This window comes from Myxococcus faecalis (genome assembly GCF_050039385.1).
Lineage (GTDB): Bacteria > Myxococcota > Myxococcia > Myxococcales > Myxococcaceae > Myxococcus > Myxococcus fulvus.
In genome coordinates this window covers 10333846-10360196 of record NZ_CP144336.1, presented here as the reverse complement: position 1 = coordinate 10360196, position 26351 = coordinate 10333846, and the positions used below count along the sequence as shown (strand labels likewise).

General features: G+C 68.5%; 23 protein-coding genes. 20 read left to right on the top strand and 3 right to left on the bottom strand.

Going from position 1 to position 26351, the window contains the following annotated elements; genetic code table 11:
* The first annotated feature begins 18 nt into the window (after window positions 1-18).
* The 6 genes from VZQ01_RS41125 (at window position 19) to VZQ01_RS41100 (ending at window position 4782) form a co-directional block, all read left to right on the top strand.
* Entirely contained in the window at window positions 19-795 is a 777-nt protein-coding gene (locus VZQ01_RS41125) for an enoyl-CoA hydratase/isomerase family protein (RefSeq protein ID WP_223783302.1), read from the top strand.
* A complete protein-coding gene (locus tag VZQ01_RS41120; protein WP_426746374.1) occupies window positions 792-1544 on the top strand; it encodes a hypothetical protein in 753 nt (250 codons plus the stop codon). Before VZQ01_RS41125 ends, VZQ01_RS41120 begins: the two co-directional genes overlap by 4 nt.
* A gap of 69 nt (window positions 1545-1613) precedes the next feature.
* On the top strand, window positions 1614-2756 hold the full coding sequence (locus tag VZQ01_RS41115) for an acyl-CoA dehydrogenase (protein WP_223748574.1): 1143 nt from the start codon (window positions 1614-1616) through the stop codon (window positions 2754-2756).
* A gap of 5 nt (window positions 2757-2761) precedes the next feature.
* The gene (locus tag VZQ01_RS41110; protein WP_426746373.1) at window positions 2762-3211 is read left to right on the top strand and encodes an AgmX/PglI C-terminal domain-containing protein; all 450 of its coding nucleotides are present in this window, start codon (window positions 2762-2764) and stop codon (window positions 3209-3211) included.
* 10 nt (window positions 3212-3221) lie between these two features.
* A complete protein-coding gene (locus tag VZQ01_RS41105; protein WP_141333060.1) occupies window positions 3222-4367 on the top strand; it encodes an acyl-CoA dehydrogenase family protein in 1146 nt (381 codons plus the stop codon).
* 4 nt (window positions 4368-4371) lie between these two features.
* The gene (locus VZQ01_RS41100) at window positions 4372-4782 is read left to right on the top strand and encodes a hypothetical protein (protein ID WP_426746372.1); all 411 of its coding nucleotides are present in this window, start codon (window positions 4372-4374) and stop codon (window positions 4780-4782) included.
* Between the two features lie 71 nt (window positions 4783-4853).
* Here VZQ01_RS41100 and VZQ01_RS41095 read toward each other — a convergent pair whose 3' ends face one another.
* Window positions 4854-7046: an Ig-like domain repeat protein gene (locus VZQ01_RS41095; protein ID WP_426746370.1), complete on the bottom strand. Its 2193-nt coding sequence runs from the start codon at window positions 7044-7046 to the stop codon at window positions 4854-4856.
* A gap of 709 nt (window positions 7047-7755) precedes the next feature.
* Here VZQ01_RS41095 and VZQ01_RS41090 point away from each other — a divergent pair.
* The 7 genes from VZQ01_RS41090 to VZQ01_RS41060 all read left to right on the top strand — a co-directional run bounded on the left by VZQ01_RS41090 (window position 7756) and on the right by VZQ01_RS41060 (window position 15500).
* Window positions 7756-9468 (top strand): 30S ribosomal protein S1, encoded by a 1713-nt coding sequence (locus tag VZQ01_RS41090; RefSeq protein WP_141330440.1) that lies wholly within the window; start codon window positions 7756-7758, stop codon window positions 9466-9468.
* Window positions 9469-9687: 219 nt separating this feature from the next.
* Complete coding sequence (locus VZQ01_RS41085) at window positions 9688-10869, top strand: thiolase family protein (RefSeq protein WP_426746368.1); 1182 nt, start codon at window positions 9688-9690, stop codon at window positions 10867-10869.
* An 81-nt stretch (window positions 10870-10950) separates the two neighbouring features.
* Window positions 10951-11649, top strand: coding sequence for a CoA transferase subunit A (locus VZQ01_RS41080; RefSeq protein ID WP_046713813.1), 699 nt, complete (start codon window positions 10951-10953; stop codon window positions 11647-11649).
* Between the two features lie 7 nt (window positions 11650-11656).
* On the top strand, window positions 11657-12313 hold the full coding sequence (locus VZQ01_RS41075; protein WP_223748569.1) for a CoA transferase subunit B: 657 nt from the start codon (window positions 11657-11659) through the stop codon (window positions 12311-12313).
* A 68-nt stretch (window positions 12314-12381) separates the two neighbouring features.
* Window positions 12382-12765, top strand: a complete 384-nt coding sequence (locus VZQ01_RS41070; protein WP_141330444.1) for a TIGR02266 family protein — start codon at window positions 12382-12384, stop codon at window positions 12763-12765.
* A 36-nt stretch (window positions 12766-12801) separates the two neighbouring features.
* Window positions 12802-14103, top strand: a complete 1302-nt coding sequence (locus VZQ01_RS41065; RefSeq protein WP_426746367.1) for a class I SAM-dependent RNA methyltransferase — start codon at window positions 12802-12804, stop codon at window positions 14101-14103.
* Entirely contained in the window at window positions 14103-15500 is a 1398-nt protein-coding gene (locus VZQ01_RS41060) for a vWA domain-containing protein (protein WP_223748567.1), read from the top strand. Before VZQ01_RS41065 ends, VZQ01_RS41060 begins: the two co-directional genes overlap by 1 nt.
* A gap of 33 nt (window positions 15501-15533) precedes the next feature.
* Here VZQ01_RS41060 and VZQ01_RS41055 read toward each other — a convergent pair whose 3' ends face one another.
* Window positions 15534-16496, bottom strand: a complete 963-nt coding sequence (locus VZQ01_RS41055; protein ID WP_223783308.1) for a bifunctional helix-turn-helix transcriptional regulator/GNAT family N-acetyltransferase — start codon at window positions 16494-16496, stop codon at window positions 15534-15536.
* Between the two features lie 102 nt (window positions 16497-16598).
* A complete protein-coding gene (locus VZQ01_RS41050; protein ID WP_426746366.1) occupies window positions 16599-19619 on the bottom strand; it encodes an HYR domain-containing protein in 3021 nt (1006 codons plus the stop codon).
* A gap of 220 nt (window positions 19620-19839) precedes the next feature.
* Between VZQ01_RS41050 and VZQ01_RS41045 the strand changes: the two genes are divergently transcribed.
* From VZQ01_RS41045 to VZQ01_RS41015, 7 genes are all read left to right on the top strand, one after another.
* The gene (locus VZQ01_RS41045) at window positions 19840-20367 is read left to right on the top strand and encodes a hypothetical protein (RefSeq protein ID WP_426746365.1); all 528 of its coding nucleotides are present in this window, start codon (window positions 19840-19842) and stop codon (window positions 20365-20367) included.
* 73 nt (window positions 20368-20440) lie between these two features.
* The gene (gene miaB / locus VZQ01_RS41040; RefSeq protein WP_426746364.1) at window positions 20441-21829 is read left to right on the top strand and encodes a tRNA (N6-isopentenyl adenosine(37)-C2)-methylthiotransferase MiaB; all 1389 of its coding nucleotides are present in this window, start codon (window positions 20441-20443) and stop codon (window positions 21827-21829) included.
* 3 nt (window positions 21830-21832) lie between these two features.
* Window positions 21833-22348 carry a gamma carbonic anhydrase family protein gene (locus tag VZQ01_RS41035; RefSeq protein WP_046713821.1) on the top strand — a complete coding sequence of 172 codons (516 nt, stop codon included), beginning with the start codon at window positions 21833-21835 and terminating at the stop codon, window positions 22346-22348.
* A 39-nt stretch (window positions 22349-22387) separates the two neighbouring features.
* On the top strand, window positions 22388-22858 hold the full coding sequence (locus VZQ01_RS41030; RefSeq protein WP_141330461.1) for a cyclic nucleotide-binding domain-containing protein: 471 nt from the start codon (window positions 22388-22390) through the stop codon (window positions 22856-22858).
* 28 nt (window positions 22859-22886) lie between these two features.
* A complete protein-coding gene (locus VZQ01_RS41025) occupies window positions 22887-23906 on the top strand; it encodes a hypothetical protein (protein ID WP_426746363.1) in 1020 nt (339 codons plus the stop codon).
* A gap of 16 nt (window positions 23907-23922) precedes the next feature.
* Window positions 23923-24762 carry a DedA family protein gene (locus VZQ01_RS41020; protein ID WP_223783312.1) on the top strand — a complete coding sequence of 280 codons (840 nt, stop codon included), beginning with the start codon at window positions 23923-23925 and terminating at the stop codon, window positions 24760-24762.
* 156 nt (window positions 24763-24918) lie between these two features.
* Entirely contained in the window at window positions 24919-26310 is a 1392-nt protein-coding gene (locus VZQ01_RS41015) for an MATE family efflux transporter (protein ID WP_223748560.1), read from the top strand.
* Window positions 26311-26351 lie beyond the last annotated feature (41 nt).

Sequence of the window (26351 nt, the reverse complement as noted above, 5' to 3'; positions counted from 1 at the left end):
CAGAGAGGACACCGGACCATGACCTACGAGAACCTCCGACTGGAGCACGACGGCGCGGTCGCCACGCTGACCATCGACCGTCCCAAGGCGCTCAACGCCCTCAACAACAAGACGCTGCAGGAGTTCGAGGCGGCGGTGCGCTCGCTCGGCGTCGAGACGCGCGTGCTCATCGTCACCGGCGGAGGCGAGAAGGCCTTCGTCGCGGGCGCGGACATCGCGGAGATGGCGGCGCTGAACGAGTCCCAGGCGCAGGAGTTCGCCGCCCTGGGCCACCGCGCGCTCGCGCTGCTGGAGTCCTTGACCATCCCCACCATCGCCGCGGTGAACGGCTTCGCGCTGGGCGGCGGCTGTGAGCTGGCCCTGGCGTGCGACTTCATCTACGCGTCCGAGAAGGCGCAGCTCGGCCTGCCGGAAGTGGGCCTGGGGGTCATTCCGGGCTTCGGCGGCACGCAGCGGCTCACCCGCGTGGTGGGCCGGGCCCGCGCGAAGGAGCTCATCTTCACGGGCGCGCGCATCGACGCGGCCAAGGCGAAGGAGATCGGCCTGGTGCTGGAGGTGCTGCCGGCCGACGGGCTGCTCGCGCACTGCCGCGCCGTCGCGGCGAAGATGCTCAAGAACAGCCCATTGGCCATCGGCAAGGCCAAGCGGGTCATCGAGCAGGGCGCGGACAAGGACCTCACCGAGGCCAACACGCTCGAGCGCCAGGGCTTCGCGGAGCTGTTCGGCTCCCATGACCAGCGCGAGGGCATGCAGGCCTTCCTCGCCAAGCGTCCCGCGAGCTTCACGGGCGTGTGATTCACGCGCGCGCGGTCGGGAGTCTCCTCACGGTCCTCCTGGCCGCGTCGCCGGCCCGCGCCGAGCGTGTCCCGACGGGCGTCCTCGATGGGCGCCTGGCCCCTTCGAGCCGCGCGCTCGCCGACGAGCCCGTTCGTCCGCCCGCGCGCGAGGGTGAGCCCCCTGAACCCGCTCGCGAAGCCCCGCCCGACGACGAGCACGGCCGCGCCTCGCCGCTCGTGTCGTGGAAGCGCTCGCTGTGCATCTATACCGGGTGCTTCCTCGAGCCGTTGATGCCCGATGTCCGCTACCAGTGGGCCTCGGGGGCTCCAGACCACTGGGTGCTCTCCTGGCCCATCCACCCGTGGGCGCTCGGGGCGTGGGACCTCCCCGGCCCCACGCTGCTCGTCTCGCCCTTCCTCGAGCCCCAGGTCCGCCTGGCCCCGGCGAAGTGGCGGCTGCTCGCGGGAGCGCGCGTGTTGGTGTTCCCGGACCGGGCGCGCCTCGGGGTGCTCGCCGAGGGAGCGGGCCTGTGGGGTCAGGACGGCTCGGGGGGCGTGGCGGGGGTGGGCCTCACGTATGACCTGATTGAACGGCACGAGGCCACGACACCGTGGACGGTGTCGGTGGTGCTGCGCCGGGCCTGGACGGGGGAGGGGGCGCGGATGGACGTGTCCTTCGACGTCACGGTGCCCCTGAACATGTTCCTGGGCTCGCCCCTGGAATCCGGGGAGCGGGGGCGGGCGGCCGGCGGCTCATCGGCACGGTAACCGTCGCTTGGGGACGGGTCCTTCGTCTTCGCTATTCCCTGGGAGCACCCCCCGTAATATGGAGCCCTCATGAACTTCGAGCTGACCGACGTCCAGCGCGAGATCCAGCGGATGTGCCGCGAGTTCGCCGCCAAGGAACTGACCCCCAACGCCCGCAAGTGGGATGAGCACCACACGTGGCCCACCGATGCGGTGAAGAAGCTCGCCGAGCTGTCGCTGCTCGGTGTCGCCGTCCCCGAGCAGTACGGCGGCGCGGGCCTGGACAATGTCTGTTACGCGCTCGCCATGGAGGAGATCAGCCGCGGCTGTGCCTCCACCGGCGTCATCATGAGCGTGAACAACTCGCTCTACTGCGATCCGGTGATGAAGTTCGGCACCGAGGCGCAGAAGGAGGAGTTCCTCACGCCGTTCGCGCGGGGTGACAAGCTCGGCTGCTTCGGCCTGACGGAGCCCGAGGCGGGCAGCGACGCCGCCGCCCAGCAGACCGTCGCGGTGCGCCGGGGTGACGAGTACATCATCAACGGCTCCAAGAACTGGATCACCAACGGCCCCAAGGCCGACGCCATCGTGCTGTTCACGATGACGAACAAGGAGGCGGGCCACAAGGGCATCAGCGCCTTCCTGGTCCCCACCAACACCCCCGGCTTCACGCGCGCCGAGCCCGACAAGAAGATGGGCATCAGCGCCGCCTGGTCCTGCTCCATGTTCTTCGAGGACATGCGCGTGCCGGCCAAGAACCTGCTGGGCAAGGAGGGCGAGGGCTTCAAGGTCGCCATGTCCACGCTGGACGGTGGCCGCATCGGCATCGCGTCCCAGGCGCTGGGCATCGCGCGCGCCGCGTACGAGGAGGCCGTCCGCTACTCGGGTGAGCGCAAGTCGTTCGGCAAGCCCATCCGCGAGCACCAGGCCATCCAGTTCATGATCGCCGACATGGCCATGGAGATCGACGCGGCCCGGCTGCTCATCTGGCGGGCGGCCCTGCTCAAGGACAAGGGCGTGCGTCACAGCGCGGAGAGCGCGATGGCGAAGCTGTTCGCCAGCGAGATGGCCAACCGCGTGACGAACAAGGCCCTCCAGGTGCACGGCGGCATGGGCTACAGCAAGGAGATGGACGCGGAGCGCCACGTGCGCGACGCTCGCATCACCGAGATCTACGAGGGGACGAGCGAGATCCAGCGCATCGTCATCTCGGCCAACGTCCTGAAGGAGTAGGCATCATGAAGAGGGCACTGCTTCCCGTACTGGTCCTGGCGTCCGCCGCGGCGCTCGCCCAGGGCACTCCGTCGAAGAAGTCCGAGGGCGGGAAGCCCGCGGCCCCCGCGAAGCCGGCGCCCGCGAAGAGCGACGCGCCGGACGTGGAGCGGATGCCCTTCACGCCGGACTCCATCCGCCAGGTGGTCGCCTACAACCAGGGGCGCATCCAGGAGTGCTACGAGGACCACATGGCGGAGAAGGACAAGAAGGTGGAGGGCAAGCTGCACACGTCCTTCACCATCGACGCCAATGGCCTGGTGAAGAACGCCAAGGTGAAGAAGGGCAGCACGCTGAAGGACCCGAACCTGCACGACTGCGTGGTGGCCGTGCTGACGTCCATGACGTTCCCCAAGCCTCCGGACGGCGCGGACCACCCCATCGAGTACCCGTTCAACCTCAAGGCCGTCGAGTAGGAAGACCTCCGTGAACCTCGAGCTGACCGAGACCCAGACGCTGATTCGCGAGACGGCCCGCAAGTTCGCGCGCGAGCGCGTGGCGCCGCTGGCCCGCGAGCTGGACCGCACGGAGCGCTTCCCGACGGAGCTCTACAAGGAGCTGGGGGAGCTGGGGCTGCTCGGGGTGAACATCCCGGCGAAGTACGGCGGCTCGGAGGCGGGCGCCGTCTCCTACGCGCTGGCGATGATGGAGATGGCGGCGGCGGACGCGTCCACCGCGGTGACGATGGCCGTCACCAACATGTGTGGCGAGCTGATCAACGCCTTCGGGACCGAGGCCCAGCGCGAGAAGTACGTGACGCGGCTGGCGTCCGGTGAGGCGGTGGCGGGCTCGTTCGCGCTCTCGGAGCCGCACGCGGGCTCGGACCCGGGCGCGCTCAGGACCACGGCGGTGCGGCGTGGCGACACCTGGGTGCTCAACGGCAGCAAGCAGTGGATCACGTCGGGTGCGCACGCCGGGGTGTTCGTGGTGTGGGCGCGGACGTCGGGCGCGGGCAACAAGGGCTTGTCCTGCTTCATCGTGGAGGGCGGGACGAAGGGCCTCATCGTCGGGCGTCACGAGGACAAGATGGGCCTGCGCTCGTCGAACACCGTGCCGCTGACGTTCGAGGACTGCGTGATTCCGGCGGAGAACCTGCTGGCGGCGGAAGGGCAGGGGTTCCGGCTGGCGATGGTCGCGCTGGACGGCGGGCGCATCGGCATCGCGTCGCAGGCGTGCGGGGTGGCGCGGGCCGCGCTGGAGGCGACGGTCTCGTATGTGAAGGACCGCAAGGCCTTCGGCCAGGCCGTGGGCGAGTTCCAGGGCCCGCGGTTCATGATTGCCGACATGAAGACGCAGATCGACGCGGCGGAGCTGCTGACGCTGCGCGCGGCGTTCCTGAAGGACCAGAAGCAGCCGTTCTCCCGCGAGGCGTCGATGGCGAAGCTGTACGCCAGCGAGACGAGCAACCGCGTCTGCGACAAGGCCGTGCAGCTTCATGGTGGCTACGGCTACATCGACGAGTTCCCCGTGGAGCGGTATTTCCGCGACGCCCGCGTGCAGACCATCTACGAGGGCACCAGCGAGGTGCAGCGCGTGGTGATTGCGCGCGAGAGCTTCAAGCTGCTGGGGTAGGCGCGTGGCGTTGAAGAAAAAGGGCCGGCATTACTACGGCGATTCGCGCGCGGACATCCGGCCGGAGCTGGAGCGGTACAGCAAGGCGAACAAGTATCCCATCGATCGCCTCGATGAGCTGCGCTGCCCTGAGTGCGGCCATGAGCGGTCCCTGCTCATCCTCGATGAGGAGGCGGGCGCGGCGGTGCAGTGCTGCCCGAAGTGCGAGCACGAGGTTCCCCTCGCGGACAGCGAGGAGTTCCTGGAAGAGGCGGAGCTCGAACAGGCCGAGTGCCCCTGTGGGAATGGGGCGTTCGAGATGGCCGTGGGCTTCGCCTTCTACAAGGACAGCACGGATGTCCGCTGGGTCTACATCGGCTGCCGGTGTCCCGAGTGCGGGCTCACGGCGTGCTACGGAGACTGGAAGACGCCGTGAGGCCGGAGGGATTCACGGAGGTGCTCGGCTCTCGGCGCTGAAGCCTCGCACCGAGAGCCACGGCCTCACCGTCAGTCGAGCTTCCGGCTCCGGGTGCGGAGGACCGACACGCCCACCCAGAGCACCAGCATCACGAAGGACGCGCTACTGGCATCGGTGGCGCCGCATCCCCAGCCGGTGACCGTCAGATCGCGAGGGCCTGGCTGCTCCGGCTCGCTGGGGCCATTGGGGTCCGAGGGGCCAGCGTCTTCCGTACCCGCATCAGGAGCCGTACCGGCATCGTTGTCGCCCGCGTCAGGTTCAGGCTGAGGAGTGGTGCCCGCGTCATCGCCCGCGTCGGGCTCCGGCGTGGGTCCACCGTCGTCACCCGCATCCGGTTCCGGAGGCGTTCCCGCGTCATCGCCACCATCACCTGCATCCGGCGACGTGCCCGCGTCCTCACCGGCATCTGGGTCCGGCGGAGTACCTGCATCCTCGCCCGCGTCAGGCTCTGGAGGCGTTCCCGCATCTTCCTCTTCACCCGCGTCCGGCTCCGACCCGGCGTCGAAGGGGCCCGAATCCGGCGCTCCCGCATCCTGGGGGCCCGCATCGAACGCACCGGCATCCGGTTGACCACCATCCGGTGCTCCTCCGTCAGGAGTGCCGCCATCGCTCGACGCATCGACGAACACCCCATAGTCCGTGGGCTGACTCGGCTGGTACTGCCCATCGAGCCCTTCGTACACGGCGGTGATGACGTGTTCTCCAGGGGAGAGGTAGAGCAAAACCGAGCTCTTCCCCTCGAAGTCTACCTCGACGGACGACCACAGGGTGCCGTCCACGTAGAACGACACCCCCCCCGAGGTGACCAGCTCACCAGAAACTGTCGCCACGCGCGCGGTGAACGCAAGCTCCTGGTCCTCGTACACGGGGCCGAGGGGCCCATCGATCACGACCTGTGTGGCCTCGATGCCCACGCCGCTGACCAGGAAGGCCATATCGGTGAAGGCTCGATCTCCACCCGAGTTCATGTTCCCCCAACTCAGGACCCACACGTCAGGGTTGGACTGGGGCGCCAGCATCAGCACATGAGGGGTTCGCTGTTGGTGACTCCTGGCCTCAAGCGGCTCGGAGTCGGTGATGAAGACCTTTCCGTAGGTCGGCGATTCGAGCCGGTCCCTTGCCACGTCGTCGAGCCAGGACTGAGGCGAGATGGACGCCAGGACATCGTCCGGGCTCTGGTTCAGGTCGAGGTTCAACAGCGTCTTCGAGAAGTAGACGTTGATGTCGCCGTGCCCCCACAACTCGCACTGAAGGCGCGCCTCAGGCGTCACAAACGGCAGGAAGCAGGTGTCCGTCGCATCGTCGTAGATCTGTTCCACGTAGGAGACGAGGAAGAACACGACCTCCCGCTGGCCCTGGATGCTGCCAAGCTTCTTTCGGCGATCATCCTCATTGGGATTGGTCAGCGGATTGATGCCAGGGATGAGCACACCCCGGTCATCGAAGGCACTCGCCCTGTAATCGGGTATGCCGTCCTGCCCTTCCCCGAGTCGGCTGTCCCAGACAGGGCCCACGCTCGTGCGCACGCCGTCGACCTCCTGGTAGGCCATACGCGGCATGAAACACTCTGAAGTGGGAGAGTCGCCATTCCAGCCGTCCATCGGACAGTGGTTATCGTCGTCGTCAGTCGACAGGAAGATCAGGTGCCCGATCCCCATGTGCCCATTTTCAGCATCCTCGGGTTCGAGCAGGTTCGGAATATGTGGGAAGGCACCCCGATCGCTGAAATAGGAGTCCAGCGGTTCGGGAATGGCACTTGCCCTCATGTCGTCATTGTTGTTCAACAAGTCGCTTCTGAAATCGAGCACCCGCTGCCCCACCACTGAGGTGCCTGCCGGGCGTGAGGGATAACCTGGTGAATCGGGCCAACGCCTTGGCCCTTGCTTCTGTCGGTAACTGTTGGCCGAGTTGCATGAACCCGTCAGGATCTCCGGCTCCCGGAGACGGAGCGTCTGCCCCGATGCGCGCTGATGGAAGAAGATCCGCTCAGGGAGGCAGCGAGTGCCCACTCCGATGTAGCCCCGATCCGGATTCAGGTTGAAGAGGTCCTCGTGGAAGTCGGGGATGCCATTGCCTTCGACATCGATGAGGACATCGTCGTTGGGATCAGCAGGGTCCCTGATATCGACGTACCCGCGTGCCACCAGGTCGTCGTAATAGAACCACCCCAACGTGTTGGACCCACCAAAGCCGGTCCGGTCGTGGACGAGCATCACTTCCACGTTCCTGTCCCTCGACAGGATGAGCCGATTCGAGTCCACGCCCTGCGCGGACACTCGGCCCGCGCCCAGGAGGGCGACGACCACCAGAAGGAGAGAAGGGCTCCAACGAAGCATGGACATCCTGTGCCAGCCGAGAAGTGAACGCGGCATTCTATGTCCTTCTAGAAATCCCAGTACACGACGCCAGCCCGGAGCGAGGGCGACGACCTCATGAGAGGGAAGGGAAGGAAGAGGCCCGCAGCCGCCGACGTGCGGGAAAACAGTCCACCCCCCCGGGCGCACCTCCCCCATGACTCACGCCGGGCACCGGACTCGCGGACCTCGACCCACGAGCGGAACGGGCCTGCACGCGAGCGGTCGCATTTCAGCGGATTTTTCGAGTACAGTGCGCGGGCTCGCTGACCGGGCAGGTGCACCGGTCGCTCGCGTGGCGCCCTGCTGTCAGGGGTGCGCGGGAGGGCGAGCGGTCTTAGTTCGAGTGATGCGGAAGGTCCCGCCGGGTCTTGACAGTTCCGGCGGAGCGCATCCGTGATCAGCACATGGGGCACGAGCGCGCTTGACTACCGGAATAACCGGTGTCTAGGGTGCGCGGCTTCATTCAAAAGTCCCCAGAGGTGGGGACGTCCGTGACCTCCCGCTGCTCCCCGCGCGGAGGCCCCGTCCATCAAATCAGGGGGCAGCTGTACCGTTTCAAAGGACTTCCAACTCCATGCAGCAGAACGTGAACCAGCAGATCGAGACGGACGCCGGCGATGAGAACTTCGCGGCGATGTTCGAAGAGTCGCTCAAGCAGCGCGGTGGCGACGGCATCCTGAAGGAAGGGGAGATCGTCAAGGGCACCGTCGTGCAGGTGACCAAGGACTTCGCGATCGTCGACATCGGCTACAAGTCCGAGGGTCAGGTCCCGATCTCCGAGTTCACCAGCCCTCGCGGAGAGATCTCCGTCAAGGCGGGCGACCCGGTCGAGGTCCTCCTGGAGAGCCGTGAGAACGACACCGGCATGGTCGTCCTCTCCAAGGAGAAGGCCGACAAGATGCGCATCTGGGACGAGATCAGCGCCGCCTGCGAGCGCGATGAGATCGTCAAGGGCACCATCGTCGGCCGCGTGAAGGGTGGCCTCTCCGTCGACATCGGCGTGAAGGCGTTCCTCCCGGGCAGCCAGGTCGACATCCGGCCCGTGCGCAACCTTGACCAGTACATCTCGAAGGAATTCGAGTTCAAGGTCATCAAGTTCAACAAGAAGCGCGGCAACATCGTCCTGAGCCGCCGCGTGCTCCTCGAGAAGCAGCGCGAGGAGATGAAGAAGGAGACCCTCAAGAACCTGAAGGAGGGTGCGGTCCTCAAGGGCGTGGTCAAGAACCTCACCGACTACGGTGCGTTCATCGACCTGGGCGGCATCGACGGCCTGCTCCACATCACGGACATGTCGTGGGGCCGCATCGGTCACCCCAGCGAGATGTTCAACGTGGGTGACGAGGTCCGCGTCGTCGTCCTCAAGTTCGACCCGACGCAGGAGCGCGTCAGCCTGGGCCTGAAGCAGATCCAGGAGGACCCGTGGCACCGCGCCGACGAGAAGTACCCGGTCGGCACGCGCGTCAAGGGCAAGGTCGTCAGCATCACCGACTACGGCGCGTTCATCGAGATCGAGCAGGGCGTCGAGGGTCTGGTGCACGTGTCCGAGATGTCCTGGACCAAGCGCCTCAAGCACCCGTCCAAGATCCTGGAGGTCGGCCAGGAGGTGGAGGCCGTCGTCCTGGACATCGATCCGAAGGCCAAGCGCATCGCGCTGGGCATGAAGCAGATCGAGCAGAACCCCTGGACGCTGCTCGAGGACAAGTACCCGATCGGCTCCGTCATCAAGGGTCAGATCCGCAACGTCACCGACTTCGGCGTGTTCGTCGGCGTCGAGGAGGGCGTGGACGGCCTGGTGCACGTGTCCGACATCTCCTGGACCCAGCGCATCAAGCACCCGGGCGAGATGTTCAAGAAGGGCGACGAGGTCGAGGCGGTGGTCCTCAACATCGACGTCGAGAACGAGCGCTTCAGCCTGGGCATCAAGCAGCTCCAGCCGGACCCCTGGGAGACGCTGTCCGAGCGCCTGCCTGTCGGCAGCCGCGTGAAGGGCAAGGTCACCAAGGTCACCGACTTCGGCGCGTTCGTGGAGATCGAGCCGGGCATCGAGGGCCTCGTCCACGTCTCCGAGCTGAAGGAGGAGCGTGTCGAGAACCCGCGTGACGTGGTGCAGGAGAACCAGGATGTCGAGGTGAAGATCATCGACATCAACACGCCGGACCGGAAGGTCGCGCTGTCCATGAAGGCGCTGATCGGCGAGGGCGACGACTACCGCGAGTACCTCCGCAAGCAGGCGGAAGGCTCCAAGGCGCGCCTCGGCGACGTGATGGGCAAGCTGACCAAGAAGTAGTCAGCGAGCCGCTTCACGGCGTGACGGCCGGGTTCCCGCAAGGGGGCCCGGCCGTTGCCTTTTCGGGGGAATGGGCGCCGACCTCCCGACCGGTCGGACAGGCGACGCTCCGGCCCGGACGGCGAGCGAGGACGCTTGAACTCCGGGGAACGCCCGGTGATAAGGGCGAGCGCCGCTGTTATCGAAGGACCTCCGTACATCCTCAAGGGAGACAGATTCATGGCTCGTGAAGTCGTCATCGTGGGCGCGGCCCGTACCCCCATCGGCTCCTTCCAGGGGGCGCTCTCCAAGCTGACGGCTCCGCAGCTGGGCGCTGTGGCCATCAAGGCCGCGCTCGAGCGCGCGGGCGTCAAGCCCGAGGCCGTGCAGGAAGTCATCATGGGCAACGTGCTCCAGGCCGGCGTCGGCCAGGCGCCCGCCCGTCAGGCCACGCTGTTCGCCGGCCTGCCCGAGGGAGTTCCCGCCACCACGCTCAACAAGGTCTGTGGCTCCGGCCTGAAGGCCGTCATCGCGGGCGCGCAGGCCATTGCGCTGGGCGAGGCGGACGTCGTCGTCGTGGGCGGCATGGAGTCCATGAGCAACGCGCCGTACATCAGCCACACGATGCGTGGCGGCGCGCGCATGGGGAGCGTGGAGTTCAAGGACGCGATGATCCACGACGGCCTCTGGGACGTGTACGGCAACGTCCACATGGGCAACTGCGCCGAGGAGTGCGCCACGTCGCAGAACATCAGCCGCGCGCAGCAGGACGAGTTCGCGCTGGAGTCCACCCGCCGCGCCATCCAGTCCCAGAAGGAGGGCCTGTTCGCCGCGGAGATCGTCCCCGTGGTCATCCCCGGCAAGAAGCCCGGTGAGGAGACGACGGTGTCCGAGGACGAGGGGCCTCGCAACGCCAAGCCGGACAAGATTCCCGGCCTCAAGCCCGTGTTCAAGAAGGACGGCACGGTGACGGCCGCCAACGCGTCCTCCATCAACGACGGCGCCGCGGCGCTGGTGCTGATGAGCGAGGAGCGGGCGAAGGCGGAGGGGAAGACCATCCTCGGCCGCATCACCGGCTACGCGCAGGCGGCGCGCAAGCCCGTGGAGTTCACGATTGCTCCGGCGGACGCCATCAACACGCTGCTGACGAAGAAGGGCGTGAAGGCGGCGGACGTGGACCTGTGGGAGATCAACGAGGCGTTCGCGGTGGTGTCCATCGCCAACAACCGCATCCTCGGGCTGGACCCGGCGAAGGTGAACGTGCGCGGCGGCGGCGTGGTGCTGGGCCACCCGATTGGCGCCTCGGGCGCGCGCGTGCTGGTGACGCTGCTGCAGACGATGAAGGACCAGGACAAGAAGCGGGGCGTCGCGTCGCTGTGCATCGGCGGCGGCGAGGGCATCGCGCTGATGGTGGAGCGGTAGTCCACCCTCTCCCCACGGGGAGAGGGGCGGGGTGAGGGCCTTCGACGGGCCTTCACCCCGTTTCCGTTATCAGGAGGGCGCATGAACAAGGTCTACGCGAGCGCGGACGAGGCGGTCGCCGACATCCCGGACGGCTGTACGCTGATGAGCGGCGGCTTCGGGTTGTGTGGCAACCCCGAGAATCTCATCGAGGCGATTCATCGCAAGGGCGTGAAGAACCTCACCATCATCTCCAACAACTGCGGCACCACCGAGCTCGGGCTGGGCATCCTGCTCCAGAACAAGCAGGTGAAGAAGATGGTGTCGAGCTACGTGGGGGAGAACAAGGAGTTCGAGCGCCAGTTCCTCTCCGGCGAGCTGGACGTGGAGCTCAACCCGCAGGGCACGCTGGCCGAGCGTATCCGCGCCGGCGGCTGCGGCATCGGCGGGTTCTTCACGCCGACGGGCGCGGGCACCCAGGTGGCCGAGGGCAAGGAGACGCGCGTCATCGACGGGCGGCTGCACGTGCTGGAGACGCCGCTGAAGGCGGACTTCGCCATCATCCACGCGGCCAAGGCGGACACGTGGGGCAACCTGGTGTTCAACAAGACCGCGCGCAACTTCTCCCCGATGATGTGCATGGCGGCCAAGGTCACCATCGTCGAGGCGGAAGAGATCGTTCAGCCGGGCGAGCTGGACCCCGACCAGGTGCACATCCCGAGCATCTTCGTGAAGCGCATCGTCCAGGCGAAGAACCTCCAGAAGTGGATCGAGCGGCGCACCGTCCGCAAGACGGCCTGAGGACCCCATGCCACTGACTCGTGAACAGCTTGCGAAGCGCATCGCCCAGGAGCTGCGGGACGGCTTCTACGTGAACCTGGGCATCGGCATCCCCACGCTCGTCCCCAACTACATCCCCGAGGGCGTGGAGGTGGTGCTCCAGTCGGAGAACGGCCTGCTCGGCATCGGGCCCTATCCCGAGGCGGGCAAGGAAGACCCGGACCTCATCAACGCGGGCAAGGAGACGGTGACGACGGTGAAGGGCGCGTCGTTCTTCGACTCGGCGCTGTCGTTCGGGATGATCCGCGGGGGCCACATCGACATGGCCGTCCTGGGCGCCATGGAGGTCTCCGAGGAAGGGGACCTGGCGAACTGGATGATCCCCGGGAAGATGATCAAGGGCATGGGCGGGGCCATGGACCTGGCGGTGGGCGCCAAGCGCATCTACGTGGCCATGGAGCACGCGAACAAGGAGGGGCAGCCGAAGATCCTCAAGAAGTGCTCGCTGCCGCTGACGGGCCTCAAGTGCGTGCACCACATCGTCACGGACCACGCCTACATCGACGTGACGCCGGAGGGCCTGGTGCTGCGCGAGGTGGCCCCGGGCGTGACGGTGGAGCTGGTGCAGAAGCTCACCGAGCCCAAGCTGAAGATCGCCCCGGACGTGCGCGAGATGAAAGTCTGAGCGACCGAGGCTAAGGTGCGCCGCTGGGGGAGGGTGGTACGGACGACTTCCCCGGCGGAGCCCCTCGAATGGCCGATACCTCGGAGAAGCAGAACCCCATCGACCACCGCGCGCCGCGGGTGGAGTACGAGCTGCCGGTGGCGTACCGGAGCGTGGCGGGGTTCGTGACGGACTGGGCCGTCAACCTGTCGCGAGGCGGGCTCTACATCAACACCGACAAGCCGCTGCCGGTCGACACGGTGGTGAAGCTGCTGGTGACGTTGCCGGGGGCGCACTTCCCGGTGGAGTTGAAGGGCCGGGTGACGCGCACCAACGCGCTCGGCGCCGCGTCCTCCCAGTCCCCGGGGATGGCGGTGGAGTTCCTGGACGTTGACGACGACAAGCGGTCGCGAATCGGCGAGTTCGTGGAGCGGTTGCGCTCGGAGCTCCCGTCGGACGCGACCCGGAAGTAGGGCGGCCCGCCTGAGGGCGCCCCATCGAGCGCCTGCATGCTGCCCCTCCCCGAGACACCCATCCCACTGGTCATCGAGCGCCTCGGGCAGCTCGGCGAAGGCGTGGCGTCCTGGCAGGGGCGCACCGTCTTCATCCCGGGCGCGTTCCCCGGCGACACCGTCCGCGTCCACCTGGAAACCCAGGGACGGGTGCTGCGCGGGGTGCTGCGCGAGGTCGTCACTCCCGGGCCCGCGCGGCGTCCGGCGCCGTGCACGCTGGCCGGGGAGTGTGGCGGGTGTGACTGGCTGGGGCTCGCGGAGTCCGCACAGCGTGAGGCGAAGCAGGAGATCGTCCTCTCGACGCTGGAGCACCTGGGGCACCTGGGGCGCGAGGACTTCATCGTCCGGCCGCTGATGGTGGCGCCTCGGGACTGGGGCTACCGGCGGCGCGCGGTGCTGCACCCGGCGGGCAAGGGAACGCTCGGGTACTTCAGCCGGCGCAGCCATGAGCGGCTCGCGGTGTCCGAGTGCGGCGCGTTGACGCCCGTGCTGACGGCGCTGCCCGGGAAGCTGGTGCCGCTGCTCAAGCCGCTGGCGAAGGACACCGAGGAGGTGTTGCTGCTGGCCGAGGGCGACAAGGCGGCCTTCGCGGTGACGTTGACGGGGCCGGTGACGGCGCGGCACCTGGAGGCCGCGGAGGGCGCGGTCCGGGCGCTGCGGTTGGAGGGGGCGGTGCTGGTGCCGAAGGAGGGCTCGCCGAGGCTGGTGGGCAGGCCGGTGCTGCGCTCGCTCTCGCCGTTGCGGCCGGAGGTGCCGTTGTATCTGCGACCGGATGCCTTTGCCCAGGCGCACGCGGAGGCGAACGTGGGGCTGGTGACGTCGGCCATCTTCGAGCTGGCGGGGCGGGACGAGGAGTCGGTGCTGGAGCTGTATTCGGGCAACGGCAACTTCACGTTCCCGTTGGCGGCGGGCGTCCAGTCGGTGCTCGGGGTGGAGTCGAGCCCGGTGGGCGTGGAGCTGGCGCAGCGCAGTGCCCGTGAGGCGGGCGTGAGCAACGTGCGCTTCGTCCAGGGTGATGCGCGGAAGGTGTGCGACGGGCTGGTGGCCGAGGGGCGTCGGTTCGACGTGTGCCTGGCGGACCCGCCTCGCGCCGGAGCTCCGGGGCTGGCGAAGTGGATGGTGGCGCTGGGGGTCCGGCGGGTGGTGTACGTGGCGTGTGACCCGGCCTCGCTGGCGCGGGACGCGGCGGGGTTGGTGGAGGCGGGCTATCGGCCCGTGGCGCTGCAGGTGGTGGACATGTTCCCCCAGACGCACCACGTGGAGGCGGTGATGTCCTTCGAGCGGGTGGGGCAGGGCTGATGGACGCGCGCATCGTCGAGTTCGCGGAGGTGCTGCGGCAGAACGGCGTGCGGGTGAGCACGTCCGAGGTGCAGGACGCGCTGAAGGCGACGGCCGAGGTGGGACTGACGGACCGGGCGCTGTTCCGGGCGGTGCTGCGGACCACGCTGGTGAAGCGTGAGCTGGACGTGGACACGTTCAACCGCGCGTTCGACTTCTTCTTCTCGGGGGCGGCGGCGACGTTCGAGGCCATCGACAAGTCGCTGGCCGCGCAGCTCCAGGAGGAGGGGTACCTGGATGGGGACCTGCTGAAGATGGTCACCTACCAGATGAATCTGTTGCTGCCGGAGATGTCGCCGCTGGCGCAGGCGGTGCTGGAAGGGGACAGGGCGCGGCTGGCGCAGATCTTCCGGATGGCGTCGCTGCAGTTGGACCTGTCTCAGTTGGAGAGCCCGCTGCAGGCGGGGTTCTTCGCGCGGCGGATGCTGGCGGGGGCGGGCATCGACAAGGCCCGGTCCGACATGAAGTCGCTGGAGGCGGAGCTGAAGGCGCGTGGGTTGGCGCCGGAGGGCGTGGAGATCGTCTCGCGGCACGTGGCCGCGGCGATGCGGAAGATTGAGGACGCCGCGCGGCAGGAGGTGAAGCGTCAGGCGGAGGCTCGCATCCGTCGGCGGACGGACACGGCGCAGGACAAGCCGCTGCACCTGCTCTCGCAGGCGGAGGTGGACCAGATGGAGTCCGCCGTGCGCACGCTGGCGGAGAAGCTGCGCAGTCGGTTGATTCGTCGGCAGCGCTCGCACCGCAAGGGGGCGCTGAACGTGCGCAGGACGCTGCGTCGGAACATGACGTGGGGTGGGGTGCCGATGGTGCCCCAGTTCCGCAGTCGCCGGCCCGAGCGTCCGGAGCTGGTGGTGCTGTGCGACGTGTCGGACTCGGTCCGGAACGCTTCGCGGATGATGCTGCTGTTCATGCACACGATGCAGTCGCTGTTCGTGCGCGTGCGCTCGTTCGTCTTCGTGTCCGACGTGGGCGAGGTGACGCAGTACTTCAAGGACCTGGACGTGGACGAGGCCATCGACATGGCGACGGCGGGGAAGACGGTGTCCCTGAGCGCCAACTCGAACTATGGCCGCGCGCTGGCGGACTTCACCCGCGACCACCTGGGCAGCATCACCCGGCGGACCACGGTGATGGTGATTGGGGATGGGCGGAACAACTACAACGCGAACAACGTCTGGGCGCTGAAGGACTTGCGTCGCAAGGCGAAGCGCGTGCTGTGGATCTGCCCCGAGGAGCGCGGCAACTGGGGCATCGGTGACAGCGAGATGCTCACCTACGAGAAGCACTGTCACCAGGCCGTGGTGGTGACCTCCGTGTCGGACCTGGCGCGCATCGCGGACCAGCTCGTTCCGGCTTGAGCGGGCTGCCGCCTGAATGGCCGGGCAGGGGACTCACGAGCGGCTCCTCGGCTGATACGACATCGCCACGTCGCAGCGCGCGTAGCGTGCGCCGAACCGCTGCATGATTTCGGCGTCGTGCACGAAGCCCAGCTTCTCGTACAGATGGATGGCCGGGCCGCACTTCTTGTTCGTCAGCAGGTAGATCTTGTCCATGCCCAGGCTGGACGCCCGCTCCAGCGTCTTCGCGAGCAGGAACTCACCGACCTTCAGACCGCGCGCGCTCTTCAGCACGCCCATCTTCGTCAGCTCCACCCAGCCGTCCTTCGACACCATCAGCGCGCAGGTGCCGACCACCCCCAACTGCGGCGTCTCCGCGAACAGCACCACGCCGCCCTTGTCGAGGATCAACTCGCGCGGCTTCGACAGCAGCGCGATGTCGTTCTCCTCGAGCTTGAACATCTCCTGGATCCACTCGGCGTTGATGCGGTGGAAGGCCTCCGCCTGGTCATCGGAGAAGTCACGCACCCACATCGCCGGCGGGCCCGCGGCCTCAATCCGCTTCAGCATCGAGGACTCGGCCAGCCGCGCCTCCACCTTCGCCAGGCCCTGCATGAAGTCCCCCGACAGGCCCTCGACCAGCTGGGCCGCCGCGGGCTCGATGCGCGCCAGCAGCTGCGTCTGCACCCGGACCAGCAGCGCCTCGCCTTTCTCCGTCAGCGCCAGCACCTTCGCGCGCTGATCGTCCGGCGAGCGCCGCGTCTCGATGAACTCCTCCAGCGACCCGAGCGCCCGCGTCACCGTCGGCTGCGCCACCCCCAGCCGCTCCGCCACCTCGCCCACCGTCATCGGCCCGTGCAGCCGCAGCGTCATCAACAACGACATCTGCGCGGGCATCACCGGCAGGTCCAACGAACGGGCCACCTCCCCAGCGTCGGCCTGCATCCGCTCCGCCAACCGCTTGAGACGACTGCCCAGGAAACCCACTCCGAGCCCCGCGAGGAAATCGACTTCCATGCCGAACCTCCAATTCATAGCGCGATATATAGCTAGCTATATATCCGGCGGATTGCAAGGCGGTTTTCAGCGGGGCTCGGGCGGCTGGCCTGCGATAAAGGCCTACCTGGGCGTCACGCGAGGGCGACGCCGCGACAGGCCGAGCAGCGCGAACAGCGCCATCGCCCAGGGGAGGGAAGAGGCACCACTCTGGCAGCCACAGCCGCTGTCCTCGTCCGGCGGCTGCGTGGGCGGAGGACCTCCCGCATCCGGCGTGGACGGACCCGCGTCTGGCTGGGACGTTCCCGTCACCGTCACCGAGAAGGTGCACGTACCCTCGTTGCTCGAGAGGTCCTTGGCCGTGAACGTCACCTCCGTGGTGCCCACTGGGAACGTCGCTCCGGAAGCGTGGCTTGCGTCGAGCGTGAGCACTTCACCCGAGTCGTCGTAGGCCGTGGCGTCCTCGAAGCGGACCTCGGCGCCTCGAGTGCTCGTCGCCGGCACGGACTGGTTGGGCGGACAGCTGACCCTCGGCGGGAAGGTGTCCGCGATGAGGCCCGCCAGCTTGTAGACCGTCATGCCTTGCCCGTAATCCGCCTGGAAGTAGAGCGTCGAGCCCACCATCGTGGGGCGGCTCGGATTCGAGCCTCGCGCCCCCGGAATCATCTCCGCGAGCAGGATCGGCGCTCCCGTGGGTGAATCCAACCGCCACAGCTCGCGCCCCGTCGTGGGACCGAGCGCCGCGAACACCAGCGGGCCCTCGGGCGACGCCAGGAGCAATGCATTCGGATGCGCCGAATCGACGCCGGGCATCAGGTCCGCGACTCGCACCGTGCCTTCCTCCGTCCCATCCGTGCGCCACAGCTCGCGGCCACCTTCCGCGTCCGCGCCGCTGAAGAACAGGTGGTCGCCCCACGCCACGAAGTTCGCGTCGTCCAATCCATATGCCGTGGCAGCACGCCGCAACGTCGCCGCGCGCAGCGACACCGTGCCCGCCTCCGTCCCATCCGTCTTCCACAGCGTCGTGACACCTTCCGTCGCCGTCGCCCAGAAGTAGAGGTGGCCCTTCCACGCGAAGAGCTGCTCGGGTGACGCACCGGCCTCCCCCGGACGGAGGTCCGCCACGCGCACCGTGCCGCTCGTGGTGCCGTCGGACTTCCACAGCTCGCGGCCGGCCTGGTCCCTCGCGGAGAAGAACGTCAGCGCGCCCAGCCCCGTGAACTCGCGTGGAGCCGAGCCCCCGTCGCTGGTGACGACGTGGATGTCCTTGAGCTTGCGCGTCAGGCCGAGCTCTCCCGTCGTCGTCCAGGGCTCCAGGCGACCATCCTCCGTCTTGCCGCTGAACCAGAGACTCCCCTGGACGTACGCCGGCTCGGACACGCCCTCAGGGGCATCCGAGATGCGCCAGGTCCCCGACTGTGTGGCGTCCGTGCGCCAGAGCTGGCCTCCCACCGTGAGGAAGGCCTTGTCCCCGCCGGGGATGATGCGGGCCGAGGAGACATCCCCCGTCACGTGGTGGATGCCCGAGGCGCTGTCATCCGTGGCCCACAGGCCCGACGCCGTGGAGAGCAACGCCTGGCCCTGGAAGGGCGCCAGCTGGATCCAATCGTTGAGGCTGTTCGTCGCGAAGTGGAGGTTCTTGGCCATCGTCGTGCCGTCGAGCCGAATCAGTCGCTGGCCCGCCCCCAGGTGCGATGTCACATAGAGCCGCTCGTCGAGCGCCGCCATGTCCAGGACCCGACCCGTGCCCCGCCTCGGGGTGGGATCCGCCACGATGTTCGTGCCCTGCTGCGTGCCATCCGTGAAGTGCAGCTCCAACCCACGCAGTCCATCGCTCGCGGGGAAGAGCAGCTTGCCCCCGAAGACGACCGCGTCCCGTCGCAGGTCCGCGATGACGAACTGCTCGACGGGTGAGAGCTGCAGCAACAGCCTCGTTCCATCCTGCGTGCCATCCGTCGCCCACAGCGAGCTCGAGCCCCCTCCCTGATGACCGTAGAAGACGAGGTGGTTGCCCACCGCGCTCAATCCGGCACGCATCCCGATTCCCGCGAAGGGCTTCGCCCCCCAGACAACCTCGCTGCCGCCCACCGTGCCGTCACTCGCATGGAGCCGACACTCCTGACCGTTGCCCACGCCCAGTGACGCGCACGCCTGGAAGATGAGCCTCCCACCGAGTACGGCCGGCTTGCGCGGCGACGTGGCGCCCGTGCCTGGATTCAGGTCCAGGATCGTCGTGCTCTCCGCCGTGCCCTCGGTTCGACAGAGCTCCTCGCCCGTCGCCTCGCTCACGCAGGGGAAGTACGCCACGCCGTCCAACAGGGTGGGGGACTGCGCGAGCCCCTGGAGACCCAGCGGAGCCTCCACGCCATCGTCCCCCAGCGACGCGGAGGCATGCAGCAGGACAGTGCCCGTCGCCGTGCCGTCACTCGCGTAGAGCCGACGAGGGCTCGTCGCCGTCCCCGCGCTCGCGGAGAAGAGCACCCGGCCCGCCACCGCGCCCAGCAGCCGAGGTGCGCCACCGCCGGAGCCGGGCACCAGGTCCGCGACCACCGTCGTGCCCGCGGACGTGCCATCCGTCCGGCACAGCTCCAGGCCCGACGCCTCGGACGCACAACCGAAGAAGAGGTGGCCTCCCGCCTCCACGGCCGGCGTCACGCCGAGGTCCTTCATCGCGAACGCCGCGAGTTCCCGCGTCCCCTGCGCCGTGCCGTCCGAGCGATACAACCGCGAGCCCGCCGAGAAGTAGAGCGCGCCACCGAAGGAGACGGGCGTGGTCGGCGACTCGGCGAGCCCCAGGCTCCCCATGAAGCGCGTGCCCTCGGGGGTGCCGTCCGTCGTCCACAGTCCCTCGGGGCCTCGCCACCACGCGCTCGCGCCCAGCACGGCGAGGCGGGGAGGCGGCTTCCACCCGAAGTTGTCGGGGCCGAGCGGCTCGAATCGCCACGCGAGCGTGCGCAGCAGCATCGTCCCCTCGGGCGTCCCATCCGTCCGATAGAGCTCGCGCGAGTTCTCCCCGAAGAAGAGCGCGTAGCCCTCCATCGCCGTCAGCCCCATGGGCCCCGTGTTGACGACGCTCCCAGGAGTCGACACATCCGCCAGTCGCACCGGCTCGGCCCACACGGGCAGGGCACCCAGCAGACCCAACCACCACCACCGCCCCACCACAGGTGCTGTCCAAGAAGTCATATCGCCTGATACGCAGCCGCCCCCGGATTCCGGTCGGCCGGGAGGAGCAGGGACGAGGAGCCGACCTGCCTGACGGGCCCTCGACCGACATGCCCCCACCCGAGACCCGGCGCGCCACGAGCCTACCGTGGCGCACCAGGCCCTGTTACACATCCCCGCGATTTCCCCAGGAGCGCCCATGGCCCCCTCTCTCTTCGACGACCACGGCTACCAGGACGTCCCCAACCGCGAGGTCCACGGCACGGACCTCTCCGCGGCGGATGACCGGACCCTTCGCATGGCCACGCCCCGCGTGGACACCGCGCTGCTCGACGCCCTGGTGCGCTTCCAGGAGTCCTTCCTCTCCCACGCGGGCTCGGACCGGAGCGCCCAGGCCCTCGCCACCGCCCACCGCCAGGCCCAGGACGCCTCCGGCCTGGACGCCAAGACGCTGGAGCAGGGCGTGTCCCTGCTGCGCGCCTTCGGAGGCCGCCGGTGGACGGCTCGCAAGCTGGACGACAAGCTGCGTCAGCTCGAGTCCCACCCCCCGAGCCCCGAGACGGACGAGCTGAGGGCCCGCCTCCGCGGGGAGCTGGTCAAGCAGGAGCAGGCCACGGACGCCCTGGCGCGCCGCTATGGCGAGGACACCCTGGCGCTCCTCAAGGCCCACGAGGCGCGGCTGGTGGACCTGCACACCCGGATGACCGGCCTCTTCAGCCAGGGATGACCGCCGTCCCCGGTTCGGTTGATTTCCACGCCCGGCCGTCGCATAAGGGCACGTTCTTGCTCAGAGAAATCCCATGAAGCGCTACTTCATCCACACCTTCGGCTGCCAGATGAACGTCAACGACTCGCTCCGCATGAGCGAGGTGCTGGCGAAGATGTCCTACGAGCCGACGCCGGTGCCGGAGAACGCCGACCTCATCATCCTCAACACCTGCTCCATCCGCGAGAAGGCCGAGGACAAGATGCTGTCCGCGCTGGGCCGCTACAAGCCGGTGAAGGCCAGCCGTGGCGCGCTCATCGGCGTGGGCGGCTGCGTGGCCCAGCAGGAGAAGGACCGCCTCATCAAGAAGGTGCCGTACCTGGACTTCGTCTTCGGCCCCGACAACATCGCGCGCCTGCCCGACATCATCGGCCGCGTCGAGTCGGAGCGGGCCCGCGTCGTGGAGACGGCCTTCGTCGACTCCGAGGAGTACGTCTTCCCGCGCGCCGACCCGGAGACGTCCCGCGGCAAGGTCACCGAGTTCGTCACGGTGATGAAGGGCTGCGACAACGTCTGCTCGTTCTGCATCGTGCCGCACACGCGCGGCCGCGAGGTGAGCCGCGCCTTCCCGGACGTGCTCCAGGAGGTGGACGGGCTGGCCAAGGTGGGCGTGCGCGAGGTGACGCTCATCGGGCAGAACGTGAACTCGTACCTGGGCGGCGTGTCCTTCGCCCAGCTGCTGCTGCGCTGCGCGGAGGTGCCGGGCATCGAGCGCGTGCGCTTCACCACCAGCCACCCGCATGACCTGTCGGACGAGCTCATCGAGGCGTTCCGCACGCAGCCCAAGATCGCTCCGCACTTCCACCTGCCCGTGCAGTGCGGGAGTGATCGCATCCTGAAGATGATGCGCCGCGACTACACCGTGGAGCAGTACCTGGAGCGGCTGCAGAAGCTGCGCGACGCGCGGCCCGGCATCGCCGTCACCACCGACATCATCGTGGGCTTCCCCGGCGAGACGGAGGAGGACTTCGAGATGACGATGAAGCTGACCGAGCAGGTCCGCTTCGACAACCAGTTCTCCTTCATCTACAGCCCGCGTCCCAAGACGGGCGCCGCGCTGCGCGAGAAGGACTGGGGCCCGGTGGAGCACGAGGTGAAGATCGCCCGCCTGGAGCGCCTGCAGAAGCTGCAGCGCCGCATCAGCGCGGAGACCACCGCCGCCCTCGTGGGCACCGAGGTGGAGGTCATGGTGGAGGGCCACTCGCGCTACGACGCCGCCAAGCGCTTCGGCCGCACGCCGGAGAACCGCACCGTCAACTTCGACGGCGACGCCCCCGCGGGCGCGTTCGTCACGGTGAAGGTGGACCGCTCCACGCCCAACCAGCTCGCCGGCAAGCAGGTGGCGGTGCTGCAGCTGCCCACCGTGGAGCCGCTGCCCGTGCCGCGTCCCGACTCGCCGTTCCACGTCGTCGCGGAGGCCTGAGACATGGCGCTCAGGCCGTTTCGCGGCGTGCTCCCCACCGTCCACCCCAGCTGCTTCGTGGACGAGTCCGCCCAGGTCGTGGGCGACGTGCACCTGGGCGAGGACTCCTCGGTGTGGATCAACACCGTGATGCGCGGGGACGTGAACCCCATCCGCATCGGCCAGCGCACCAACATCCAGGACCTGTCCCTCATCCACGTCACCGGCGGCCGCTCCAGCACCGTCGTCGGTGACGACGTGACGGTGGGGCACCACGTGGTGTTGCACGGCTGCACCGTGGGCAACCGCGTGCTCGTCGGGATGGGCGCCATCCTCCTGGACGACGTGGAGGTGGGGGACGACTGCATCATCGGCGCCGGGACGCTCTTGACGCCCGGGACGAAGATTCCCCCCGGCTCGCTCGTGGTGGGCTCCCCCGGCAAGGTGAAGCGCGCGGTGACTCCGGAAGAGCGGGAGTTCCTGTTGTTGTCCGCTCAGCACTACGTCCACATCGCCTCCGAGTACCGCGCCAGCCGTTGACTCGCCGGCCCGCGCGGCCCGTGTTAGGACCCTGGCACCATGGCTCTCGTGCCTGCGAACACCCTCAAGGCGTGCCCTCTCTTCAAGGGCTTCACCGACACCGGCATCCAGATCTTCGCGGGTGTGGCCGTGCCTCGGGCCTTCCCCAAGGGCACCGCGTTGTTCGTCGAGGGCAAGACGGGCGAGTCGCTCATCATCGTCGGTGAGGGCACGGTGCGGCTGAGCGCCAGGAGCCCCTCCGGCGAGGACGTGTCGCTGGGCGAGGTGGGCACGGGAGAACCCCTGGGCGAGCTGGCCCTGGTGCAGAAGGGTGAGCGGCTCTGCACCGCGACGGCCGTCACGGACGTGTCCGCGCTGGAGATTCGCGCGGCGGACTTCCAGAAGCTGCTGGCCACCAAGCCCCAGGCCTGCGTGAAGCTGCTGATGGGCATCGTCGGCTTCTTCGGCCAGAAGGCCCGGGACAACCGGGACATGATTCGCACCCTCATCGGAAAGGCGCCGGCCGCCTGAAGGGCGCGTGGTAGCCTTGGGGCTCCGTATGCGAGCCCCCCACCTGGCCGTCCTCCCACTGCTCGGGCTCCTGGCGTCGCCCCCGGCGGTCGCGGGGTCGGCCGCCCAGGTTTCCATCGCCTCGGAGGAGGACTGGTTCGCCAGCCAGTACACCCCCGGTGGCCTGGAGGTGCTCGCGGATGTCCGCGTCTTCACGCTCTATGCGCTGCTCAACCGCGCGGGCTACGACGCGGGCCCCGTCGAGCGGGCCCACCCCGTCCCCGTCATCCGCTACACCCGCGCCCGCGCCCGGGTCCGCCAGGTGCTGGCCTCCGCGCCGGACGCCGTGCTCACCGAGGCCCGCGCGTACTTCGCCGCGCACCCGGAGCCGGTGGAGGTCTACCTGGCGCGCGTCCTGGGAGGACCGAAGGCTCCAGGCCGCGCCGCGAGCCTCACGGGGTTGGAGGAGCTGCTGGCCCGCGCCGAGCAGGAGTGGCCGGTGACGGCGCTGCGCGCGGAGACGCTGCCGGACTTCCGCTTCGAGCAGCGCGCCTGGCTCCCGCTGCTGGATGCCCCCGTCCAACAGGCCACGCGACTTCTGGGCCTGCCGGAAGGCGGGCCCGCACCTCGGGTGGTGGTTAATCTGCTCGAGGCCGAGGGAAGCGTGCGACCGGTGGACACGGGGCAGGGGTGGGTGGTTGTGGTGGGACCTGTGGCGCGCACGCCTGACGCCGAGCCGGTGGTGCGGGAGCTGGCGCGTGGGGTACTGAGCTCACGGCTGTCCGGCCGCCTGGGTGCTCGCTGGGCGGGTGGGGCGGCGGCGCTGAAGGATGCCCGGGCGAGGGGGGCGGGTGAGGGGACGGTCGACGAGTACGGGGTCGCGCTCCTGAGTCGGGCGCTGGCCCTGACGGCCACGGGGGCTCCGGCTGGGGCCTACGAAGCGGCCGGGCGCGACGGGTATTTCGGGTTGAAGACCCTGTCGCGGAGTTTTGAGGAGGCGCGCCCGGTTGATGCGTGGGCGCTGGATGGGCTGGCTCGGGCGGTGCCCCAGCAGGCCCCTCGGAAGTGAACGGACGGGACAACGCGTGCTTGATTTCCTCACCACCCTGCTTGGCGACTCCCAGGGCTTCATTGCCTACGCCATGGTCTTCGGCATCCTCGTGGCCTGTGGCCTGGGCGTGCCGCTGCCTGAAGACATCTCGCTCATCCTGGGCGGCTTCCTGGCCCACAAGGGCGCGGCGAGCCTGCCGGTGATGATGGTGGTCGGCTTCATGGGCATCCTGGTGGGCGACAGCCTCATCTTCTTCGCCGGCCGCAGGCTGGGCGGGAGGCTGGGGCGGGGCACCGGGGCCACCCAGGAGGCGCCGAAGGGCGGCGGAGGGTTCTTCGCGCGCATCGTCACGCCGGAGAAGCGCGCGCGCGTGGAGGGGCTCTTCGAGCGCCACGGGCAGAAGATCGTCTGCATCGCCCGCTTCATGCCGGGCGTGCGCGCGGTGACGTACTTCACCGCGGGCTCGGTGGGCATGTCCTACTGGCGCTTCATCTTCTGGGACGGCCTGGCCGCGCTGCTGTCCGCGCCGGTGTTCATCTGGCTCGGGTTCCACTTCGGTGGCGAGCTGGACATGCTCATCAGCAAGTTCAAGGAGGGCCAGTACACCGTCATGGGTGTGCTCGCCGTCGCCGCGGTGGGCTTCTTCCTGTGGCGCCGCAGCCGGAACAAGCGGCTGGCCGCCGCGCAGGCGCAGGGCAACACCGCGGTGACGTCGTCGCCCGTGTCCAACGACGAGCCCGCGGCGCCCACGTCCGGGCCCCGCAACACCGTGAAGGGCAGCGGCTCCGACCCGCTCTTCAAGGTCGCCTCCACGTCGTCGCCGGAGAAGGTGACCGTCTCGGTGGACCCGTCGCGCGAGTTGATGAAGCACTGAGGCCCGCGCCGCTCGCGCGACCATCGCGAGCGAGGCGAGGTGGTTTGAGCTCACAGGAGCCGCGAGGCTCTTGTGACGCGCGGCAGGCGAGCACGATGTGGCTGGCGACGCATTGCGGCGCCTGTTAGTCCCAGCCCGCGTTCATCGCGGCGAACCATGTCACTCTCGACTGCGCAGGACCCCGCCAGGATGGGGTTGTTCCGGCTCACGTGGCCGATACTCCTGGAGCTCCTCCTCTTCATGATGATGGGAACGGCGGACACGCTGATGCTCAGCGGTGTGTCCGACGACGCCGTCTCCGCGGTGGGGGTCGTCAATCAGTTCCTGTTCATCTGTCTGCTCATCATGGAGGTGATGAGCAACGGCGCCTCCGTCGTCGTGTCCCAGTACCTGGGCGCGCGGCGCTCCGAGGAGGCGGCGCGCATCGCCGCGGTGGGAATCACGTTGAACCTGCTGCTCGGCGTGACGGTGAGCGCGGGGCTGCTGCTGGGCGGAGACGCGCTGCTGGCGCGGATGAACCTGGAGGGCGTGGTGCTGGCGCAGGCCCGCACGTACATGGGCATCGCCGGAGGGTTCATCTTCCTCCAGGCGCTCATCAACGTGTGCTCCGCGCTCATCCGCACGTACGGCTTCACGCGTGAGTCCATGTTCATCGCGATGGGGATGAACGCGCTGCACGTGGGCGGCAACGCGCTGCTCATCTTCGGACTGCTGGGGCTGCCCCGGCTCGAGGTCGCGGGCGCGGCCATCTCCACGGTGGTGAGCCGCGCGCTGGCGCTCGTGGTGTTCGTGTGGCTCTTGTACCGGGTGATGGACGTGCGGATGAAGGCGCGCGACTTCGTCCGGTTCACCTCGGACATGGTGCGGAAGATCCTCCGCGTGGGTGTGCCCTCCGCCGTCGAGCAGGGCACGTACCAGTGCTGCCAGGCGGTGTTCCTGTACTACGTGACGTTCCTGGGCTCGACGGCGCTGGCCTCCCGGCAGTACGCGAACGCCATCTCCCAGTACGTGTTCCTGTTCAGCCTGGCCGTCGGCATGGGCACGGCCATCATCGTGGGACGGCTGGTGGGCGCGCGCCGCGCGGACGACGCATACCGGCGGGTGCTCCAGAGCCTGAAGTGGGCGGTGGCCATCACCTTCCTCGTGGACGTGGCCGTCATCCTGGTCCGCGTGCCGCTGGTGGGCATGTTCACCCATGATGGCGACATCGTCCGGCTCACCACGCAGGTCATCGTGATCGGCTTGCTCCTGGAGACGGGGCGCTCGTTCAACCTGGTGCTGGTGAACGCGCTGCGCTCGGCGGGGGACGCGCCGTTCACCGTGTACATGGGCTTCCTGTCGATGGTCTGCATGAGCCTGCCGCTGGGCTACGTGCTCGTCTTCAAGCTCCACCTGGGGCTCGCGGGCGTGTGGCTGGCGGTCGCCGCGGATGAGTGGGTCCGAGGCATCTCCATGTGGGTCCGCTGGCGGTCTCGCATCTGGGAGCAGAAGTCCCTGGTCGAGCCCCTGGCCCCGGTGGCGGAAGCCCCCGTCGTCGTGGCGGCGTAGGCCTTGTTCCTCGGGTGGCTGCCGCCTCGGACCTTCGAGGT